16 protein-coding genes are annotated in these 18,141 nt (G+C 56.1%); 11 read left to right on the forward strand and 5 right to left on the reverse strand.

Annotated features, from left to right (window positions below):
• Positions 1-23: 23 nt before the first annotated feature.
• Both B0E33_RS27195 and B0E33_RS27200 read left to right on the forward strand, forming a co-directional pair.
• On the forward strand, positions 24-1,235 hold the full coding sequence (locus tag B0E33_RS27195) for an ABC transporter substrate-binding protein (protein ID WP_077292943.1): 1,212 nt from the start codon (positions 24-26) through the stop codon (positions 1,233-1,235).
• A gap of 72 nt (positions 1,236-1,307) precedes the next feature.
• The gene (locus B0E33_RS27200) at positions 1,308-2,435 is read left to right on the forward strand and encodes an ABC transporter ATP-binding protein (RefSeq protein ID WP_077293729.1); all 1,128 of its coding nucleotides are present in this window, start codon (positions 1,308-1,310) and stop codon (positions 2,433-2,435) included.
• 90 nt (positions 2,436-2,525) lie between these two features.
• Here the strand turns inward: B0E33_RS27200 and B0E33_RS27205 are convergent, their stop codons facing one another.
• The 3 genes from B0E33_RS27205 to B0E33_RS27215 are packed head-to-tail and all read right to left on the reverse strand — an operon-like array spanning position 2,526 to position 5,638.
• Positions 2,526-3,593 carry a D-TA family PLP-dependent enzyme gene (locus B0E33_RS27205; RefSeq protein WP_077292944.1) on the reverse strand — a complete coding sequence of 356 codons (1,068 nt, stop codon included), beginning with the start codon at positions 3,591-3,593 and terminating at the stop codon, positions 2,526-2,528.
• Between the two features lie 3 nt (positions 3,594-3,596).
• Positions 3,597-5,114, reverse strand: coding sequence for a M81 family metallopeptidase (locus tag B0E33_RS27210; RefSeq protein ID WP_077292945.1), 1,518 nt, complete (start codon positions 5,112-5,114; stop codon positions 3,597-3,599).
• 2 nt (positions 5,115-5,116) lie between these two features.
• Complete coding sequence (locus B0E33_RS27215; protein ID WP_077292946.1) at positions 5,117-5,638, reverse strand: hypothetical protein; 522 nt, start codon at positions 5,636-5,638, stop codon at positions 5,117-5,119.
• A gap of 87 nt (positions 5,639-5,725) precedes the next feature.
• Here B0E33_RS27215 and B0E33_RS27220 point away from each other — a divergent pair, with 87 nt between their 5' ends.
• The 9 genes from B0E33_RS27220 to B0E33_RS27260 all read left to right on the forward strand — a co-directional run bounded on the left by B0E33_RS27220 (position 5,726) and on the right by B0E33_RS27260 (position 16,348).
• Complete coding sequence (locus B0E33_RS27220; protein ID WP_077292947.1) at positions 5,726-6,112, forward strand: RidA family protein; 387 nt, start codon at positions 5,726-5,728, stop codon at positions 6,110-6,112.
• Between the two features lie 4 nt (positions 6,113-6,116).
• Complete coding sequence (locus B0E33_RS27225) at positions 6,117-6,983, forward strand: MurR/RpiR family transcriptional regulator (protein WP_055654096.1); 867 nt, start codon at positions 6,117-6,119, stop codon at positions 6,981-6,983.
• Positions 6,976-7,776, forward strand: coding sequence for an SDR family oxidoreductase (locus B0E33_RS27230; protein ID WP_077292948.1), 801 nt, complete (start codon positions 6,976-6,978; stop codon positions 7,774-7,776). The genes B0E33_RS27225 and B0E33_RS27230 overlap by 8 nt, the downstream gene beginning before the upstream one ends.
• Before the next feature lie 3 nt (positions 7,777-7,779).
• Positions 7,780-9,690 carry a beta-N-acetylhexosaminidase gene (locus B0E33_RS27235; protein ID WP_077292949.1) on the forward strand — a complete coding sequence of 637 codons (1,911 nt, stop codon included), beginning with the start codon at positions 7,780-7,782 and terminating at the stop codon, positions 9,688-9,690.
• A 20-nt stretch (positions 9,691-9,710) separates the two neighbouring features.
• Positions 9,711-11,147 (forward strand): M81 family metallopeptidase, encoded by a 1,437-nt coding sequence (locus tag B0E33_RS27240; protein WP_077292950.1) that lies wholly within the window; start codon positions 9,711-9,713, stop codon positions 11,145-11,147.
• A 911-nt stretch (positions 11,148-12,058) separates the two neighbouring features.
• Positions 12,059-12,658: a hypothetical protein gene (locus B0E33_RS27245; protein WP_208997721.1), complete on the forward strand. Its 600-nt coding sequence runs from the start codon at positions 12,059-12,061 to the stop codon at positions 12,656-12,658.
• Between the two features lie 294 nt (positions 12,659-12,952).
• Complete coding sequence (locus tag B0E33_RS27250; RefSeq protein WP_075283021.1) at positions 12,953-14,251, forward strand: NAD(P)/FAD-dependent oxidoreductase; 1,299 nt, start codon at positions 12,953-12,955, stop codon at positions 14,249-14,251.
• 20 nt (positions 14,252-14,271) lie between these two features.
• Positions 14,272-15,099 carry a DUF1365 domain-containing protein gene (locus B0E33_RS27255; protein ID WP_208997722.1) on the forward strand — a complete coding sequence of 276 codons (828 nt, stop codon included), beginning with the start codon at positions 14,272-14,274 and terminating at the stop codon, positions 15,097-15,099.
• Between the two features lie 19 nt (positions 15,100-15,118).
• Positions 15,119-16,348: an SAM-dependent methyltransferase gene (locus tag B0E33_RS27260; protein WP_022998800.1), complete on the forward strand. Its 1,230-nt coding sequence runs from the start codon at positions 15,119-15,121 to the stop codon at positions 16,346-16,348.
• A 39-nt stretch (positions 16,349-16,387) separates the two neighbouring features.
• Here B0E33_RS27260 and B0E33_RS27265 read toward each other — a convergent pair whose 3' ends face one another.
• Positions 16,388-17,194: an SDR family NAD(P)-dependent oxidoreductase gene (locus B0E33_RS27265; protein ID WP_077292952.1), complete on the reverse strand. Its 807-nt coding sequence runs from the start codon at positions 17,192-17,194 to the stop codon at positions 16,388-16,390.
• Positions 17,195-17,252: 58 nt separating this feature from the next.
• Positions 17,253-17,909 (reverse strand): ChrR family anti-sigma-E factor, encoded by a 657-nt coding sequence (locus B0E33_RS27270; protein WP_077292953.1) that lies wholly within the window; start codon positions 17,907-17,909, stop codon positions 17,253-17,255.
• Positions 17,910-18,141 lie beyond the last annotated feature (232 nt).

Genomic DNA, 18,141 nt, shown 5'->3' on the forward strand with positions numbered 1-18,141 from the left:
ACCAACCAGAAAAGGGAAAACAGATGACACTTAAATCAGTGCTATTGGGAGGGGTCTTCGCGCTCTCTCTCGTCGGAGCCTCCCAGGCCGAAGACAAGGTCATTCACATGATCAACTGCGGCGACAACACCGGCGCCGGAATTCCATTGCAGGATGAGTTGATCAAGGGTTGGGAAGGCGAAAATCCTGGTTACAAGGTCCAGCTTGAGTTCGTTCCCTGGGGCCAGTGCCAGGAAAAATCCACGACGCTCGCGTCCGCCGGGAACCCGCCGGCTGTTGCCTACATGGGCTCGCGCACGCTGAAGCAGCTCGCGGCCAATGACCTGATCATTCCGGTCAACATGACAGAAGAAGAAAAGGCCACCTACGCGGCCCCGATCCTGGCAACGATCACTGCGAACGGTCAGCAGTGGGGTCTGCCGCGCGCCTTCTCCACCAAGGCACTCTACTGGAACAAGGATCTCTACGAGGCTGCAGGCCTGGATCCGGATACGCCGCCGAAGACCTGGGACGAAATGTACGATTTCGCCAAGGCTATCAAGGACAAGACCGACTCTGACGGTTTCGGTCTCGCGGCCGCGTCCTTCGACAACACCATGCACCAGTTCATGAACTACGTTTATACGAACGGTGGTCAGGTCATCAACGAAGACGGCGAAATCGTCTTCAATTCCCCGAACAACGTTGAAGCCCTCGCCTTCTACGGCAAGATGGCCGAAGTCTCGCAGCCGGGCCCGATCGCCTATGACCGCGCGAAGCTGCGTCCGCTGTTCTCCGAAGGTAAAATCGGCATGTTCATCTCCGGTCCGTGGGAGCGCACCCGCGTGACCGACGTGAACTGGGGTGTCGCACCGATCCCGGTCGGTCCGTCCGGCACTCCGGGCACTTTGCTGATCACAGACTCCCTGGCCGTTTTCAAGGGGTCCGGCGTTGAAGAGCAGGCGCTTTCGCTCGCAAAGCTTCTGACCAACCCGGAGAACCAGATGGCCTTCGAATTGGCTGAAGGGTTCACGCCGCTGCGCGATCTGCCGGAAGTGCGTGCGCTGGTTGAGAAGGACCCGACCTGGTCTGCTTTCCTCGATGCGATCCCGACCGGTGGTCCGGAGCCGTTCGTCACCGATTACGTCGGCCTTCAGGATTCGATCAACGAAGCCGTTCAGGGTGTTGTCCTTGGTGAAGTCGATCCGGCTGAAGCCGTCGAAATCGCCGCGGAACAGCTTGAGGACTTCAAGTAACACCTTGAGCACTGTCCGGGCCCCCTCTCCCACTTTCGGGGGCCCGGTCACCTCTTCAAAAAAGGAATGACCATGGGCGAGTTGCAGCTGCGCGACGTACGCAAAAGCTATGGCCATATGGAAGTCATCAAGGGTGTCAATCTTGATGTGGACCATGGCGAATTCATTGTTTTTGTCGGTCCGTCCGGATGCGGAAAATCGACCTTGCTGCGCATGATTGCAGGGTTGGAGGAAATCACGGGCGGCGATATCACGATCGAGAACAAGGTCGTCAACGATCTGCCGCCGGTCAAACGCGGCATCGCCATGGTATTTCAGTCGTATGCGCTCTATCCGCATATGTCTGTCTACGAGAACATCGCCTTCCCCTTGCGCGTCGAACGCCTTTCCAAGGACAAGGTGGAGGAGAAGGTTCTAGCCGCTGCCGGCATTCTTCAACTGAAGGAAAGACTGCAGCACAAACCGGGCGAGCTCTCCGGCGGGCAACGCCAGCGCGTCGCCATCGGCAGGGCCATCGTGCGCGAGCCTTCCGTTTTCCTGTTCGACGAACCCCTGTCCAATCTGGATGCGGCACTACGAGCGGAAATGCGTGTTGAACTTGCCAAGCTGCACACGGAACTTGACGCGACCATGATCTACGTCACCCACGACCAGGTTGAAGCCATGACCATGGCGGACCGGATCGTGGTGCTGGATCACGGTATCATCTCCCAGGTCGGTTCGCCGCTGGAGCTTTATCACAAACCGCAGAACACCTTCGTTGCCGGCTTTATCGGCAACCCCAAAATGAACTTCATCGAGGTGTCCGGAAAAAGTTCCGGTCCTGAAGGCGTTGTCGTCACCTTGCCATCAGGCAAGGACCTGACAGTCAAGGTAGATGCCGCGGAAGAAGTTGCAGGAAAGAGCCTTACCCTTGGCATTCGCCCGGAACATCTGACACTAGGCGCTGCCGATGCCTCCATAGAGATTGTTCCGACCGTCGTTGAACATCTCGGCATTCACACCGTCACCTACAGCACGGTTGCCGGTGCCAAGTCCACTTTTTGCAGCGTCTTGCCCGGATCCGCCCCGGCGAAAGTTGGTGTGCCGGTTTCCATGGGACTGAAGGGTGTGGATTGCCACCTGTTCGACGGTAACGGAAACGCTTTTGACCGCCAGCTTTCGCTTGAAGAACTGGATGCTGCGGACATGCATATCTGACACTTGGCATCAAATGCCCCAAATGAAAACGGCCGCCCGAAAGGCGGCCGTTTGAAATTTCGGGAAACGGCGGGCAAGCCGTCTGGAGGACTAGACGACTTGCCCACGGGCGGCGACCGTCTCGATGCGGGTCACCACGCCGTCTCTGTGAAACACCAGGCGGTCGAAAAGGTTTGAAACGACGCACGTATGGTTGGGAATGATCCGGACCCGTTCGCCGATCTGCGGTTTTTTGCCGGACTTCGTCAGATCGACGACGGCATGCTCCTCGCTGAGCGCGGCAATGGACGCCTCCGGATAATCGATCAGCAGGCCGTGGTCGGAAAACCCCAACAAATCGGACGTCAACGCTTTCGATCCCGCATCCAGAACCGCCCGGTTTTCGGTCGGCCTGGAGACGACTGTGGCCAGCACATGCATGGCGCAATCGTCAAAATCGCACATACCGGCACGCACCATCGAGCGGTCGTTGAAGATATAGGTTCCGGCCCGGTGCTCCGTCGCGCTAGGCACAAGATCACTGTCGAACAGGCTCGGTGAACCTCCATGCGAGACGACGGGGCACTCAAGAGCTGCCTGTTTCAGAAGTGACAGTGTTTCGGAAAAAAAAGTCTCAACCGCCGTTTCGGAGGATGCCTTCGGATAGGTAAGCAGACCATGGAATACCAGCCCGGGCGACGCATCGATGCGCTTGGCCAGCGCGACCGCAGCATCCGGACTTTGCACGCCGTTGCGTCCGGCCCCTGTATCGCATTCGACCAGAACCTTCAGCGGTTGATCCCCCGAAAACGCGCTCGCCAGACCGTCGACGACAACTTCATTGTCGGCAACAACCTGCAGATCCACCTTGGTATTCAACAACTTCAACCTGTCGAGCCGCGATTTGCCGAGCATATTGAAGGTGATCAGGATATCGGTGAAGCCTGCGTCGGCGAACACTTCCGCTTCGCTTATTTTCTGGCAGTTGATACCGCGTGCACCATAGGCCAGCTGCAATGCGGCCAGCGCCGGGATCTTGTGTGTCTTGATATGAGGCCGGAAGTTCCGGCCAATACGGTCGAAATACTCCTGTGCAACCTTGATGTTAGTCTCCATGACCGTTTCATCGATCACGGCGACAGGGGTCAGAAGATCCTGCACTGACAGCCCGACACTCATCGCTTAGCCTCCCTTGCGGCCGGCGGTGCCGGCACTGGTATCGGTTTCATGCCCACTCGCAGTGGCTGCCTCGTTGATTGGCCAGATATCCCTCGGTGCTTTCTTGTAAGGGGTTACCCTCGGGTCGTTGGGATACGGACGTCCGGCGGCGCAATAGAGGATCAACGGACTGATGCGGGCAAACGATTGATGAAAATGGTTCGTCGACTTGACCACCAGGATCTTCCTTTTGGTCGGATCGATACCGAAGTTGGAAAACAGGCTCGTGTCGAAGCATTGGGCGCGGGTCGAATTCAGGATCACTTCGATTCCGCCAATCCGGATCAGACTTGCGTCACCGATGGGAACGATGCTTTGGCCAAAAAACTGCTCTGCATTCCGGATGTTGCGGAGAATTTCAACTTCGGCGTCGATCGGGTCACCGGTTTCCGGTGCTGATTTAGCTCCGAACCGCAGCATCATCCGAGCCCCCTCGCCCGCTGCATGACAGAGCTGGACTGCTACCGGATCCCAGATTGAACCGAAGGCAATATTCTCGAGCTTGCCGGCAATGGCTTCTGCCAGCAGGACGGTCGCATCCCCGGCCGTTCCCCCGCCGGGATTGTCCCACATATCAGCGATCGTGACCGGACCACCTTCACAGGACAATGCCTTGGCGTAGGCTTCGGCCGGAGCAAGTTCAGCACTTCGAACCTTGCCGCGCAGCTTGAACAGGGCTTCTCCAAGGTCACGGGCAACTTCGAACCCAAGTGCCGGATCGTTGTTTGTCACTGCCAGCAACTTGGTCCCCATTTCGGGGACGTCGCCCGCCATGAAGCCATGGATGACCGAGAGAGACAAAAGGCCCGGCGTTTCCTGCTCCCGGCGGATCATGTCATCGACAAACCGGCGCATAGGCTCGGATGTTGTCGGGAAGACGTCAATCATCTTGGGATAATAAACGCTCATTACAGGTTTGACTTCGCCTGCAACCGCTTGCCCCGCAATACGCCATGCATCCTCGGCCCGATCGACGAAATCGATGTGGGGAAATTCCTTGAAGGCGATGAGCGCATCAGCCGCGGCAACACGTTTTGCAGTCAGATGACTGTGCGGGTCGAACGTTGCAATAACAGGGACATCCGGGCCGACCACGGATCGAATTCGGCTCAGTAGATCCCCTTCCGGATCATCATACCCGTCAGCCACCATCGCACCATGCAGGCCAATGACGACAACGTCAAAAGGTCCACCTGCCACGATCTGATCCAGAATTTCGTCACGCAAGCCCTCAAAGGTCTGCCGCGAAACCAATCCGGCCGGATCTGCCCACGCCGCGGTACCTTCAACCAGTTCCCAGTCGTTTTCACAAGCAAACCGGCGCCCAACGGTGACGACGGCAGAACACAGGGTCGGGGTTTCCGGATGCTCCCCCGGCCTCGCCAGCAGCGACGCCCTGAATGCGTTGATATCAATCCGGATCGGTGAAAACGTGTTGGTTTCTGTTGCCAGAGCTGCCGTAAAAGCGCGGGGCTTCGTCATGATCAGGACGCGGCTCCGAGAGGATTGGGCAAATATCCGGCAAAGCCGCAGATCTTCCAGCGCCCCTCCCTTCGGACACAGAAATAGAGCGTCTGCCACAACAAGCGATCCTCGCCGCCATCTGCTTTCCGGATGCGGCCGTCGAATTTCTTGTGCGCGATCGCCCGGTTTCCGTTGATGTCGATCTCGGTCAGGCAAGTAGCGTCGAAAATGGCGGCACGCGCGTCTTCGGCGAATTCCGTCGCTTTGAAAAGTTCCGCCTGGCTCAACCAGCGTTCCTTGTAGGAGCCGAGATCCGGAAACCCGAGTTTCCAGTCGTCGGGATTAGGTACCTTTCCACCGTCTACGCCAAAAAAGGCAGGTTCGTCGAAATCATCGGCCACCTGCTCCCAGTCTGCTGCGACGAAGGCATTGATGTCCCGCATGACAAGCATGTCCCAGATCTCGGAGCGATCTTCGTCTTTTCCTGCAAATGGATTTGTTTGGCTGTCTGAAAGGGCCTGCATATCGGAAACCATTTTCATTTTGACGGTTGATTTTTGAAAAATATAAGGGTGAAATAAAACCAATGTCAAACCACTATGTAAATCATTTTCATTTTGGAGCCAAATATGTCTATCAAACGCTATGGTGCTGAAAAATCAGGTGCCGGCGGCCAGAATCTGCCCTTCGCTCGAGCCGTTGAAGCTGACGGCTGGCTTTATGTCTCCGGCCAGGTACCGATGAAGGATGGTGAGATTGTCGGCACGGGGATTGTCGAACAGACTCACCTGACCATCAAGAATGTTGTCGCGATCCTGGAAGAGGCCGGGTACGGCCTTGAACATGTTGTCCGCGTCGGTGTCTGGCTCGATGATCCGCGCGATTTCTGGTCGTTTAACGGCGTCTATAAAAGCTATTTCGGTGAACACCCACCGGCACGCGCCTGTGTCCAGTCAACCATGATGGTGGACTGCAAGGTCGAGATTGATTGCGTCGCTTACAAGAAGCCGGCCTGACCCCATGCGGGATATCCTGTCCGTTCTGCAACAGATCGAGCCGGAGCTGTCCAAGTCGGAACGGATCCTGGCTGCATTGTTGCGCAACGATGCCGAGTTCATCGTCAATGCCGGCATTACCGATGTTGCCGAACGTGCAGGTGTTTCGCCGCCGACCGTTACCCGTTTTTGCCGTCGGCTTGGCTGCGAAAGTTACACCGCCTTCAAGGTGCAGGTTGCCCAGGTCACCTTCGCCGGCACCAGGTACCTGACCGCTAATGCGGCTTCTGACGCGCCACGCGATATTGCCGACAGTCTTCTGGCCCAGTTTCAGGATGCAGCGACCAGTACGCGCAAAGCGCTGGACATGGAGTCGGTGCTTGCGGCTGCAGATGCGATCTCGACCGCCAACCTGCTGGCAGCGTTCGGCGCGGGCGGGACCTCCTCGATGATTTCGGACGAAATGCAGAACCGGTTTTTCCGCCTGGGTCTGCGTACGGTGAGCGTGACGGATCATGCCATGCAGCTGATGCAGGCAGCCACCATGAGGACCGGCGATGTCATCATTGCGTCGTCTGTCTCTGGCCGGAACCTGCAGATGGCACGTGCGCTGGAGGCAGCGAAGACCTACGGGGCAATCGTAATCGCCCTCACCCGCCCGGGTCGGCCCGTCGCCGATCTGGCGGATATCACGATTGCCATCGATCTGCCCGAAGGTGACAACATCCTGCGGCCAAGTACCAGCCGCTACGCCTTTCTGTTTGTGACAGATCTCTTGGCAACGCTTGTCGCCATGCGGCGAGGCGACGAGGCTCGAGAAAACCTCAGACGCGTCAAATACCAGCTCAGCAACACGCGCGATCCGGACGACAAGGAAGCCCTCGGTGACTGATCAAACTCCGAAACCCGTTGCGGTGGTAACGGGCGCAGCCGGCGACATCGGCATGGCCATTGCTGCCCAGCTGTTAGCAACCCACATCATCGCCGCTGTCGACATCGACATGATTGCCCTCGAAGGCGCGGTGGAAAGTCTTGAAAACCACGGTGCTGATATTGCTGCGATCCAATGCGACCTGACCAAGGCTGACGACCTAGCCCGGCTTGCCAAGGAAGCTGCCAGACTGGGGCAGGTCAATACAATCATCAACAACGCGGGCGCCGCTGCGGCACTTACGTTGCATCAGATGACTGCCGAAACGCTGTCCAGGGATCTCGCCCTCAATCTGGAAGCCGCGCTCAACTGCTTCAAGGCCTTTGAACAAGCCTTGATTTCAAGCGGTGCCGGCAACGTGGTCAATATTGCCTCTGTCAACGGACTGTCTGTCTTCGGTCACCCAGCCTACAGCGCTGCAAAGGCCGGCCTGATCCATGCAACAAGGTCCATCGCAGTCGAATATGGGAAGTATGGCATTAGATCGAATGCCATCGCGCCTGGTACTGTTAAGACCCAGGCCTGGAAAATACGGCAGGCTGCCAATCCGGACGTCTTTGACGAGGCCCTTTCCTGGTATCCGTTCAAATCCCTGCCTGAACCGAACGACATTGCCTCGGCCGTCTCATTCCTGATCAGTCCGGCGGCGCGTTGCATCACGGGTGTTTGCCTGCCTGTCGACAGTGGGCTCACTGCCGGGTCACCTGCCCTTGCCCGAACCTTCACTCAATCTCCCGACTTCGACGGATTTTAAGTCATGACCAAGTTTGTGCTCGATTGTTTCTACCGCCCTGCGGAGGATCTTGCTGCGTCTCGTCAGGAGTTTGCACTGACCAATACAAGCTCCAGGCCCCTGAAGGATTTCACGCTGGCCTACACGGCGGTCAACCGGGCCACGGCAAATGCCAAGCTTGAAAACGCAGCGAGTTTCAGCCGGATTGCGAATTTTCACGAAATCACGCCAAACACTGGCGAAACGATCGAACCAGGCGAAACCTGGACCTTTGCCATCACCGGCCTGGCGAACGTGGCAAGACACCGGCTTGATGGTCCTAAGTCCGCCTATGTCAGCACCGGTGGCAGCGTCATCGAGGTGCTGTGCAATGATCTTGAAGCGCCGGAAGAGCTGGACAGCGGAGAACGCCGCAGCATACCGGCTGGACACCTTTCTGAACCGCTGCATATCGTTCCCTGGCCCCAGAAAGTGGAAGTAACGGCCTTTGCGGACGACAAGACAAGCTTCCTAGTTGCCCAGGGCTCTGCAGAGGAAAAGGCGGCGGCGGCCAAGATCAACGCGCTCGCAGCAAGGCTTTTTCCAGGAGCGCCACATCCATTCCGGTTTACTCAATCGCATCATCAAATCGCGATTGAGTTCCAGCAGGACGATAGCCTTGCAGCTGACGGTTACCGGCTCGAATTTGACCAGGCGAAAGCAGCCTTGCGCTACAGCGGCCCCGTCGGCCGTGACTATGGCCTGACTGTACTCGCCCAGATGGCCTACGGCACCTATGAGGCACCCGGTACATTCAAGTATCCTGCACAGGGCGTGATTGAAGACGCGCCAAGATTTTCCTGGCGTGGAACGCATCTGGATGTGTCACGACATTTCCGTGGCCCCAAAGACATCATGCGCCTGCTCGACGTTCTCGCCTGGGGTCGGATGAACGTCTTCCAATGGCATCTGACAGACGATGAAGGCTGGCGACTTGAAATCAAGGCCTATCCCGAACTGACCGTGGGCGGCGCGCGGCGTGGCCCTGGGTGCCAGCAGGTGCCCCAGCTTGGCTTTGCCGCTGAAGTCTACGAAGGAGCCTATTCGCAGGACGAGGTTCGCGAGATTGTGGCCCATGCCACCAGCCTGAACATAGATATCCTGCCGGAAATCGATGTTCCGGGGCATTCAACCGCCGTTTTGAAGACCTACCCGCGCTTCACCGATCAGGCGGAGACCCCGGAGAGCTACCATTCCATTCAGGGCTATCCGAACAACGCGCTTAACCCGGCGATGGATGAAACCTACGAGTTTCTGGAAAAGGTCTTTGCGGAAGTTGCAAGCCTGTTTCCATTCGACTTCATCCATATCGGCGGCGACGAAGTCGACGTCAATTCATGGCTTGCCTCGCCGAAGACCCAACGCCTCATGGAGGAAAAGGGTCTTGCGGATACAATGGAAGTGCAAGCCTATTTCATGGGCCGCGTGCGCGACATCCTGAGAAAACTCAACCGGAAACTTGCCGGCTGGGACGAAGTCTCACACGGTGGTGGCATCGACCCGGATGGCGTGCTTCTGATGGCCTGGCAAAGACAGGAAGTCACCAAGGACCTGATCGATCAGGGCTACGACGTCATCTGCACCCCGGGACAGCACTATTACATGGATATGGTCCAGGCATCTGGCTGGCATGAGCCGGGTGCGGGTTGGGCCGGCGTTTCGACACCGGAAGACTGTTACGGCTACGAAGCAGCTGCCGGTCTCAGCACCGGCAGTGAAGAGCGCCTCAAAGGGGTGCAGGCCTGCATCTGGTGCGAGCACATGACCGACAACGTCATCTTCAATCATATGGTCTTTCCTCGGCTTTATGCGGTCGCTGAAGCCGGCTGGACCGATCCCGCCAGCAAGGCCTGGCTGCGATTTGCAGCACAGGCCCCTTTCTTCCCCCAGCTTTGAATGCGTGACGAGGCAGGAAGATGAAAATTGCAGTTGGCGGCATTCATACCGAATGCAGCACCTATTCACCGGTCCAGCAAACCGCATCAGACTTCACGGTCACCCGTGGCAAGGACTTGCTGGTACAGGCAGGCGTCGACGGCGGCAGATTTCCTGACGTCACCTTTTGTCCATTGTTTCACGCCAGATCCATTCCGGGCGGACCGGTGTCTGCGGATTGCTATGCGAGCTTCAAGTCTGCCTTTCTTGCCGAACTTGAAGCCGAGAAGCCATGTGACGGTGTTCTCTTGATTATGCATGGCGCCATGCATGTGATCGGTCTGAGCGATGCGGAAGGGGACTGGATCTCTGCCGTTCGCCAACTTGTCGGGCCGCAAGTGCCAATCGCTGTCAGTTACGATCTGCACGGCAATGTCACGCAAACCATTGTCGATCAGATCGACATCTTCTGTGCTTATCGCACTGCCCCTCATATCGATGTGACCGAAACCCACCGACGTGCCGCGGCAAATCTTGTCGATCAACTGGGTGGCGGTCCCAAGAGGTACGTGGCCTGGGCTCCTGTACCGGTTCTCCTGCCCGGGGAACGAACCAGCACGGAAGATGAACCGACAAAATCGCTTTATGCAAGGTTGCCGGTATTCGATCAGAGATCCGGGGTGACCGATGCCAATCTTATGGTGGGGTATGTCTGGGCTGATACGGCAAGAGCCACCGCAGCTGCCGTGGTGACGGGAACAGACCTGGATGCCATTCAACAGGCGGCTTCCGAAATTGCTGCGCAGTACTGGTCCGCAAGGCAAGACTTCGAGTTTGGTGTCCCCACGAAGCCGCTCGAACTGTGCCTGGGCGATGCTGCAACAGAAAGCTCGTCTCCCCTCATCCTTGCCGACAGTGGCGACAATCCGACAGGTGGTGGTGTTGGTGACAGATCCGATGTCCTGGCGGCCTGGTTGGAGCGAGGCTTGACTGGAGGTGTATTTGCAGGGATCGCTGATCCGGTTTCGGTCGATAAACTCTGGGCATTGCCGGAGGGCTCTTCGTCCCGCCTCACAATTGGTGGTGCATTGGGCAGCGATTGCAAGGTCGTTAGCACGGAAGCTGTCTTGCTGTCTAAACTAGGCAGAGAACAGGATCATAATCGGGAAGTGTTGACCAGGATCGCAGGTAATTTGGTGATCCTGACGGAACACAGACGCCCCTTCCATCAATTGGAGGATTTTCGGCGCTTTGCCATTGAACCATCCACTGCAAGGTTCTTGATCGTGAAATCCGGATACCTTTCGCCAGAGCTGGCCCCAATCGCCAATCCCGCCCGCATGGCCCTCACAGATGGTGCGGTTAACCAGGACATTGAGGCGCTCACAAACCAACACCGCCCTGTGCCGAGCTACCCTTTTCAGCGGGTCTTCGATTGGAAACCGGTTACAAGTCTATCTCGCAGGGCGCCCTCTTGAGTATTGCGCGCTCTTTCGAGCGGCATGAGTAACTGACGAATCCAGCCGACTAAAAGGGGTGCATTGCTTACCAAGCGCGTCCTGAATGCACGGATAATTGGCATTATGCTTGCAAATACAAGCACTCGCAAAGTTTTATTTCTATTATTTTCAGTACCGAATTTAAAATCGGTCATCCGCCTGCATTTGCATTTCTCAAATCAATCATAGTCTTACATGGGATCTTGAGCTCAGCAGCGCCCCTTCAAACACACTAATTGTTATTTTTACCAAGGTTGAATGTGAATGGTCGGTCAGTATCAATTTATGAGACGATCGAAACCCAGCCTTCAGGACCTGCGCCGATCTGCAGATCCAACGGCAAACTAAAACGGCCTGATCGCTGCAAGGATTTGATCTGTAGGGAGATTTGCACGTACCCCATCAACTGTGCCGATCCCATAAAGCTCCGCCGGACCTCTGCCGGTGGAGCTTTTTAATTGGAACTTCTGTCAGGTAGTTACTTCTAGCCGCGTTGAGCAAACCGGCTTTCTGACCTCGAGTTTAAGGCAAGTGCACAGGCGATAGCGGAAACCGATCAAAATCATCGAAAAACATCGACAAAATTACCACAGTCAACAAACTTACTCTACGTTCATTGTTAGTTATGACGATGGCTTTGCGTTCACGAACTGGTGATTGGCCTTGAACTTCGTAGTTCAACCCACATTTATTACCGAAATATAACTGAAAAAGCCCGGATTTGTGATCTTTGTTACACGCATTCGGGAGATTGTGGTGCGATAATGGCAAAATCGTGACCGCACGAACGGGGCGCAAAAGCGCGGAAGACCTGAAAAGTCCTACAATGGACCTCCGTTTACAGACCCCACGCGCGGTAAATTAAGTTGTATTAGCCTTGGGAGGCGTACATGCAACGGAATACCAGAGCAGGAACTCTTGCGCTTGGCCTCATCCTTGCCTTGGCGGGAAGCGCTGCTGCGGCCCCACTGCCTCAGGAAACGATAACGTTGCCTGAGGATCGTTTGGCGGTCACAGTCGCGTCAGCGTCACAGGATCAGGCCGATCCGCTGGAAAGTGAGCTCACGATATGGGTGGGCGAAATCGAGCTTGAAGGCCGGAAAGCGATCTGGGTAGAACTGATCGATTCCTTCGGCGAAGTTATCTATGACAGTGAAGTGAACACCAACGAAACCCATCTGCTTCCAGATGGCCGGGCCGTTGTCGTTCGCGCCATGGATCAGGATACGGTTGTCGCCGGCAAGGATGAATCAAGACTGGTCAATGAAGGCACCCTTACGGTCACGCGTCGTGTGGTCAATGAAGGTGTTGATGCGACCACAATTGAACTTATCGAAACCGGCCAGCAACCCTCGCAGAAACGCGGCACCATGCTGCAGGTCGCAGATTTTGGCGAATTGGTATGGCAGAAGGTCGTTGCCTTCTTCGATGCCGCACGCACACGCGTCGAAATCGCATGGAACTGGATTGTCGACACGATCCAGGCCTGAGGCTTGTTTTGGCGCAATTGCCTTGCAGACTTGCGACACGCCATTCGCTTGCCCGGCTTTTTTGCCGGGCAGCGGCGACGCGCGTGTGAGACTTTCCGCTCTTCCGAGGTCGCAAAACCTCGGATGGCGCTGGCTGAAGTCGCGCCAATGGGTTTGCGTCAAAAATAATCCATAAAATTCATCGCCCTATGTGATCCGCCCTCCAAGGCGAGGCGTAACCGCTGCACATCAACTGGAAAACTTGGCGTCCGACCAGGTTTCCCGCGGTAACACCGACGCCCCGAAGGATATGATATGCGGATTGCCGTAATCGGCTCCGGAATTTCCGGAAACAGTGCAGCCTGGGCCCTTAATGATCTTCATGACGTTGTTCTCTACGAGCGGCGCGAACGGCCAGGTGGTCACAGCGCCACGGCGGATATCGACTATGATGGCGCCCGGATTTCGGTGGACACCGGTTTCATCGTCTACAACGAGCTCAATTACCCGAATTTTACTGCGCTGCTTGACCATCTGGGGGTCGCCAACGAGATAAGTGACATGAGTTTTGCCTTGTCGGCGGACAACGGCAAGCTTGAATGGTCAGGCCATTCTCTGAACGCGGTCTTCGCACAACGGCGTAATCTGGTCTCACCGCGGTTCCTGCGCATGTTGCGGGATATCTTCCGCTTCAATGGCAAAGCCGTTGAAGATCTGAAGGCCGGACGCCTCAGCGGACAAACGCTCGGTGGCTACCTGGAGCGTGAACACTACTCTTCCGGTTTCATAAACGACTATCTGCTGGCGATGGGCGCTGCCATCTGGTCGACGCCGATCAACGAAATGCGGGACTATCCTGCGGAAAGCTTCGTGGCTTTCTTCGAAAATCATCGCCTGCTTTCATTCGATCGGCCGCTGTGGCGTACCATTTCCGGTGGCAGCCGCAACTACGTGGAAAAGCTGCTGGCGCCGCTTCAGGGAAAGATCAGGCTTGGCAAGCCGGTCACAGAAGTTCTTCGGCAAAACGGTCAGGTCATCGTGCGCGACGCATCCGGCCACCAGGACGTCTTCGATCATGTGATCCTTGCCAGCCACACGGACCAGACCCTTGCCATGTTGGGTGATCCATCCCCACAGGAGCGCGATATTCTTGGATCCATCCGGTATCGTCCAAACGAGGTTTACCTCCACCGCGACGAGGCCCTGATGCCGAAACGCAAAAACGTCTGGGCTTCCTGGAATTACATGTCCGATCGCGAAGCCGGCGAAACACGGGACGTAACCGTCAGCTACTGGATGAACCGGTTGCAGAACTTCGATCACTCCAAACCGGTCTTCGTTACATTGAACCCCTATGCACCACCTCAGGAAGACAAGACCTTCGCAAAGTATGTTTATGATCATCCCCAGTTTGATGCCATGGCTCAGCAGGCCAAGAACCGGCTTGGGGAAATTCAAGGCGTGAACAACACATGGTATTGTGGTGCGTGGCGCGGTCACGGCTTCCACGAAGACGGACTTTCGTCCGGACTTGATGTTGCCCGTTCGCTCGGTGCCCGGCTGCCATGGGAAAAAGACGTGGCTGGCGATACCTATCTGGAGGCTGCCGAATGAAGGCAAGGCCGAGCAATTGTATGCATGACAATGGACCGCCCCCTGATCTGGCGGCATCCCTGTTCATGGGCTCGGTCATGCATCACCGCATGAAACCCCGTGAGCACAGGTTTTCCTATAAGGTCTTTTCCGTGCTGCTCGATCTGGATCGGCTTGAAGAAGCTGCGCAGTCCAGCCTGTTCTTCTCCGTCAACCGGTTCAATTTGCTGTCGTTTCATCAGAAGGACCACGGCCCAAGGGACGGGTCTGACTTGCGGCTCCATGTCGACCGATTGCTCGCCAAGGAAGGACTAGAGGCACCTGCTCGGGTCCTGCTGCTCGCATATCCGCGGATGCTGGGGTACGGCTTCAACCCTCTCAGCGTTTATTATGCCTATGACCGGTCGAACCAACTGATTGCGCTCGTTTACGAGGTGCGCAACACATTTGGCGGCATCCACACCTACGTCGCACCTGTAAGAGCCGGCCAGTGCAGTGATGCAGGCATACGCCAGGATCAGAAGAAGCTATTCTACGTGTCGCCCTTCGTCAGCATGGAACAACACTATTTCTTCCGCATGATGCCGCCGGGAAAAACCGTCCGCGTTCGCATTCTGGAAAAGGATTGCGAAGGCCCGCTTTTGTCGGCGACATTTTCCGGCACACAACGCCCCCTGTCCAACGGCTCGATTCTGCAGGCCTGCCTTCAGGTGCCGCTGCTGACGTTCAAGGTCATCGGCGCCATCCATTGGGAAGCCTTTAAAATCTGGCGCAAGCGTGTACCATTTCACGCTCGACCCGCAGAAGATGCAGGGAATGACGGGTTGCCTGGGCAGACAGGTTCTGTCTTGCCAGTTTCAAACAACTGACGTTTCAAGAGGTTCTGCTATGAGTGAGCCGATTGTTCTGACCAAGGAAAACTTCCGCGCGGAGTTGAAGGGTACTCCACGCCTCGCCAAAATGGCGGCCGGCCTTGCCCTCAAAATCCGCTACGGGTCTCTTGAAGTTCAATTTCCAGACGGTCGAAGGTTCCATATCAAAGGGCAGGAAGATGGCCCACACGGTGTTCTCAAGATCCATAACTGGGCGTTTTTCCGGATGGTCGTCCAAGCAGGCGACGTTGGTGTCGGAGAAGCCTTCATGGCGGGGTACTGGTCGTCGCCCGACGTGACCACATTTCTGGAAGTTTTCTGCATAAACCAGGAATCGACGCTGGAAGCTCTCCAGGGGAAGCCGTTTACACGTTTTTTGATGTCGGTACGCCACTGGCTGAACTCCAACACCAAACGCGGGTCGAAGCGTAACATCTCGGCGCACTATGACCTCGGAAATGCATTTTACCGGGAATGGCTCGATCCTTCGATGACCTATTCCTCGGCGATCTACAGCAACGAAACCAACAATCTGGAACAGGCCCAAACCGAGAAATACGCTTCTCTGGTACGGCAGACGGGCATTACTCCCGATCACAAGGTTCTGGAAATCGGGTGTGGCTGGGGCGGTTTTGCGGAATATGTCGCAAAATCGGTTGGTGCCAACGTGCGAGCATTGACCATCTCGCAGGAACAATTCGATTACGCGCGCGAGCGGATCTACAAGGCCGGCCTCAACGACAAGGTTGAAGTGGTCTTCCAAGACTATCGCGACGAAAATGGCGTGTTCGACAGGATAGCCTCCATCGAGATGTTCGAGGCCGTCGGTGAAAAATACTGGCCGACCTACTTCCGGCAATTGTCGAAGTGCCTCAAGCCGGGTGGCAAGGCGGGCCTGCAGATCATCACGATCCAGGACAAGATGTTCGAGGACTATCGCAGAGGCACAGACTTCATCCAGCGTTATATCTTTCCAGGTGGAATGCTGCCTCCGCCCGGTCGTCTGGCGGAAATCGGCAAGTCCCTGGGCCTAGACCTTATGGATCAGAAGATCTTCGGCCAGGACTATGCGAGAACGCTTGCAGAATGGCGGCAGAGCTTCCGACAGGCCTGGCCAAGGATCAGTCCGCTGGGTTTTGACGAGCGCTTCAAGCGCCTCTGGGAGTTTTACCTGCATTATTGCGAGGCAGGCTTCCGGTCCGGCAATATCGATGTTCGCCAGATGGTCTACGTCAAATCTGCCTGAGCAAGGCACTGACCTTGAAGACACATTTCAAAGGCCGGGTCACCCGGCCTTTTTCTTGTTCCAACCCGTGGACCGGGCGACCAGCGCGAAATAGGCACTGTACGGCAACCAGCGCAAGAGCTTCAGTTGCCGAACAAATTTACGCGGAAATGCAATCTCGAAACGGGCTGGATGGGACAGGCCTTTCCTGATTTCCTCGACAGCCTCTTCCGGAGACATCAGATAAGGCATTGGAAACGGATTGGACTTTGTTGCCGGCGTATCGACAAAACCGGGACTGATGATCTGAATTCGGATCCCGGCAAGGTCCAGATCGAATTTCAAGGATTCAACAAGGTTGATCAGCCCCGCCTTGGTGGCACCGTATGCAGCTGACGTCGGCAAACCGCCATAACCTGCCACAGACGACACCACTGCGATCTGCCCCCTGCCCGCCGCCTTCATGGCTGTGATTGCCGGCAGAAGCACATTGACCGTCCCCATGAGGTTCACATCAAAGCTTTTGCGAAATGCGTCTGCTTCGGCATCGAGGCCATCCTGCGGCAGATAAATGCCCGCATTTGCCACGAGCAGGCTCAAACCGCCGAAGTCCTGCTGAATCTTTTTCACGTGGTCGGACATGAGGTCCGTCTTCGTGACATCCCCTGGCAGCGCATGAATTGAACCGGCAAGCGTCTTGGACTGGTTCTCCAGCTCCGCCAACTCCTGCTCAGAGCGGGCAGTTACAATGACCTTCCAGCCCGAACGGGCGAGGTCAAGTGCAAGCTCCCGACCGATACCGGAACTTGCTCCCGTGATCCAGGCGCAACCGTGATCAGCTTGGGCAATATAATTTGTCTTGGGCAATTCATTCTCCCGGTTCGTTTGCCTCTTTACGCAAACAGACCGGGTGTCGGATTGAATTTTAGCGGATAAAGGGTGCGAACCAGCGGCCAACAGGGCCGGTCAACTGCAGGCGTCCTGCTGTCACCGCAAAGCAAATGCAGTCTTCGCCCTCGTCAGCTATAGGTTTGTGGTCCACATCGCCATCGGCAAAGGCAACATCACCAGCCACATAGTGGCCGTCTTCGTCCTTGAACCCGCCCGTCAATACGAGCGTAAGCTCAGTGCCGTGGTGCGTATGGGACGGCATCGCTCGACCTGCCCGCACCCAAAGAAGACTGCTTGCGCAGCCGTCAATTTCACCGAACTTGCATTCCTTGACGCCAGGAAGGAGCGTTTTCCAGGGGAGCTGATCCATCGAGGAACCGATAATCGACTGCAGCGATTCGGGAACGGCCGGTCCGCCTTTCTCAGACAGTTCGGCGGCAGGCGCGTTATCGTTCAGGTCATCAACGTCGCCACTGAATATCGATCCGAGAAATTCGTCCCGATTGGAAATGGAGACCGGTTCGGCGTCTTCCAGTTCAAAGCCGGCAAGAGTTTCAAGTGAGTTTACATATGACCTGTTGCAGTCGCTCATTTCGAGATGAGCACCGACCAATGCCTGCGCCGGATAGGTCAAGGTCCCGGCCGCATATCCGGCCAGTAACTCGTCCATTCCGGTCACGTTTTTTTCCATTACCGCTCTCATTTGGCTATAGAATCCCAAGTTGCCTTACCGGCGATACGACAGGCAACAAAAATCGGATCAACAATTACACCAGAATTGTTAGAAATAGAATTTCAGTGAGCTGATTTCACGGAACAACTGATGGCGTGTTTTTGACACCAGAGGGAAAAAGGAACCTGATTGGCCTCAGGTGCTGGCATTCCCCATTTGAAGCCTTACATTGCGACCTTGATCAAGGCCC

Source organism: Roseibium algicola (assembly GCF_001999245.1).
Taxonomy (GTDB): Bacteria; Pseudomonadota; Alphaproteobacteria; order Rhizobiales; family Stappiaceae; genus Roseibium; species Roseibium algicola.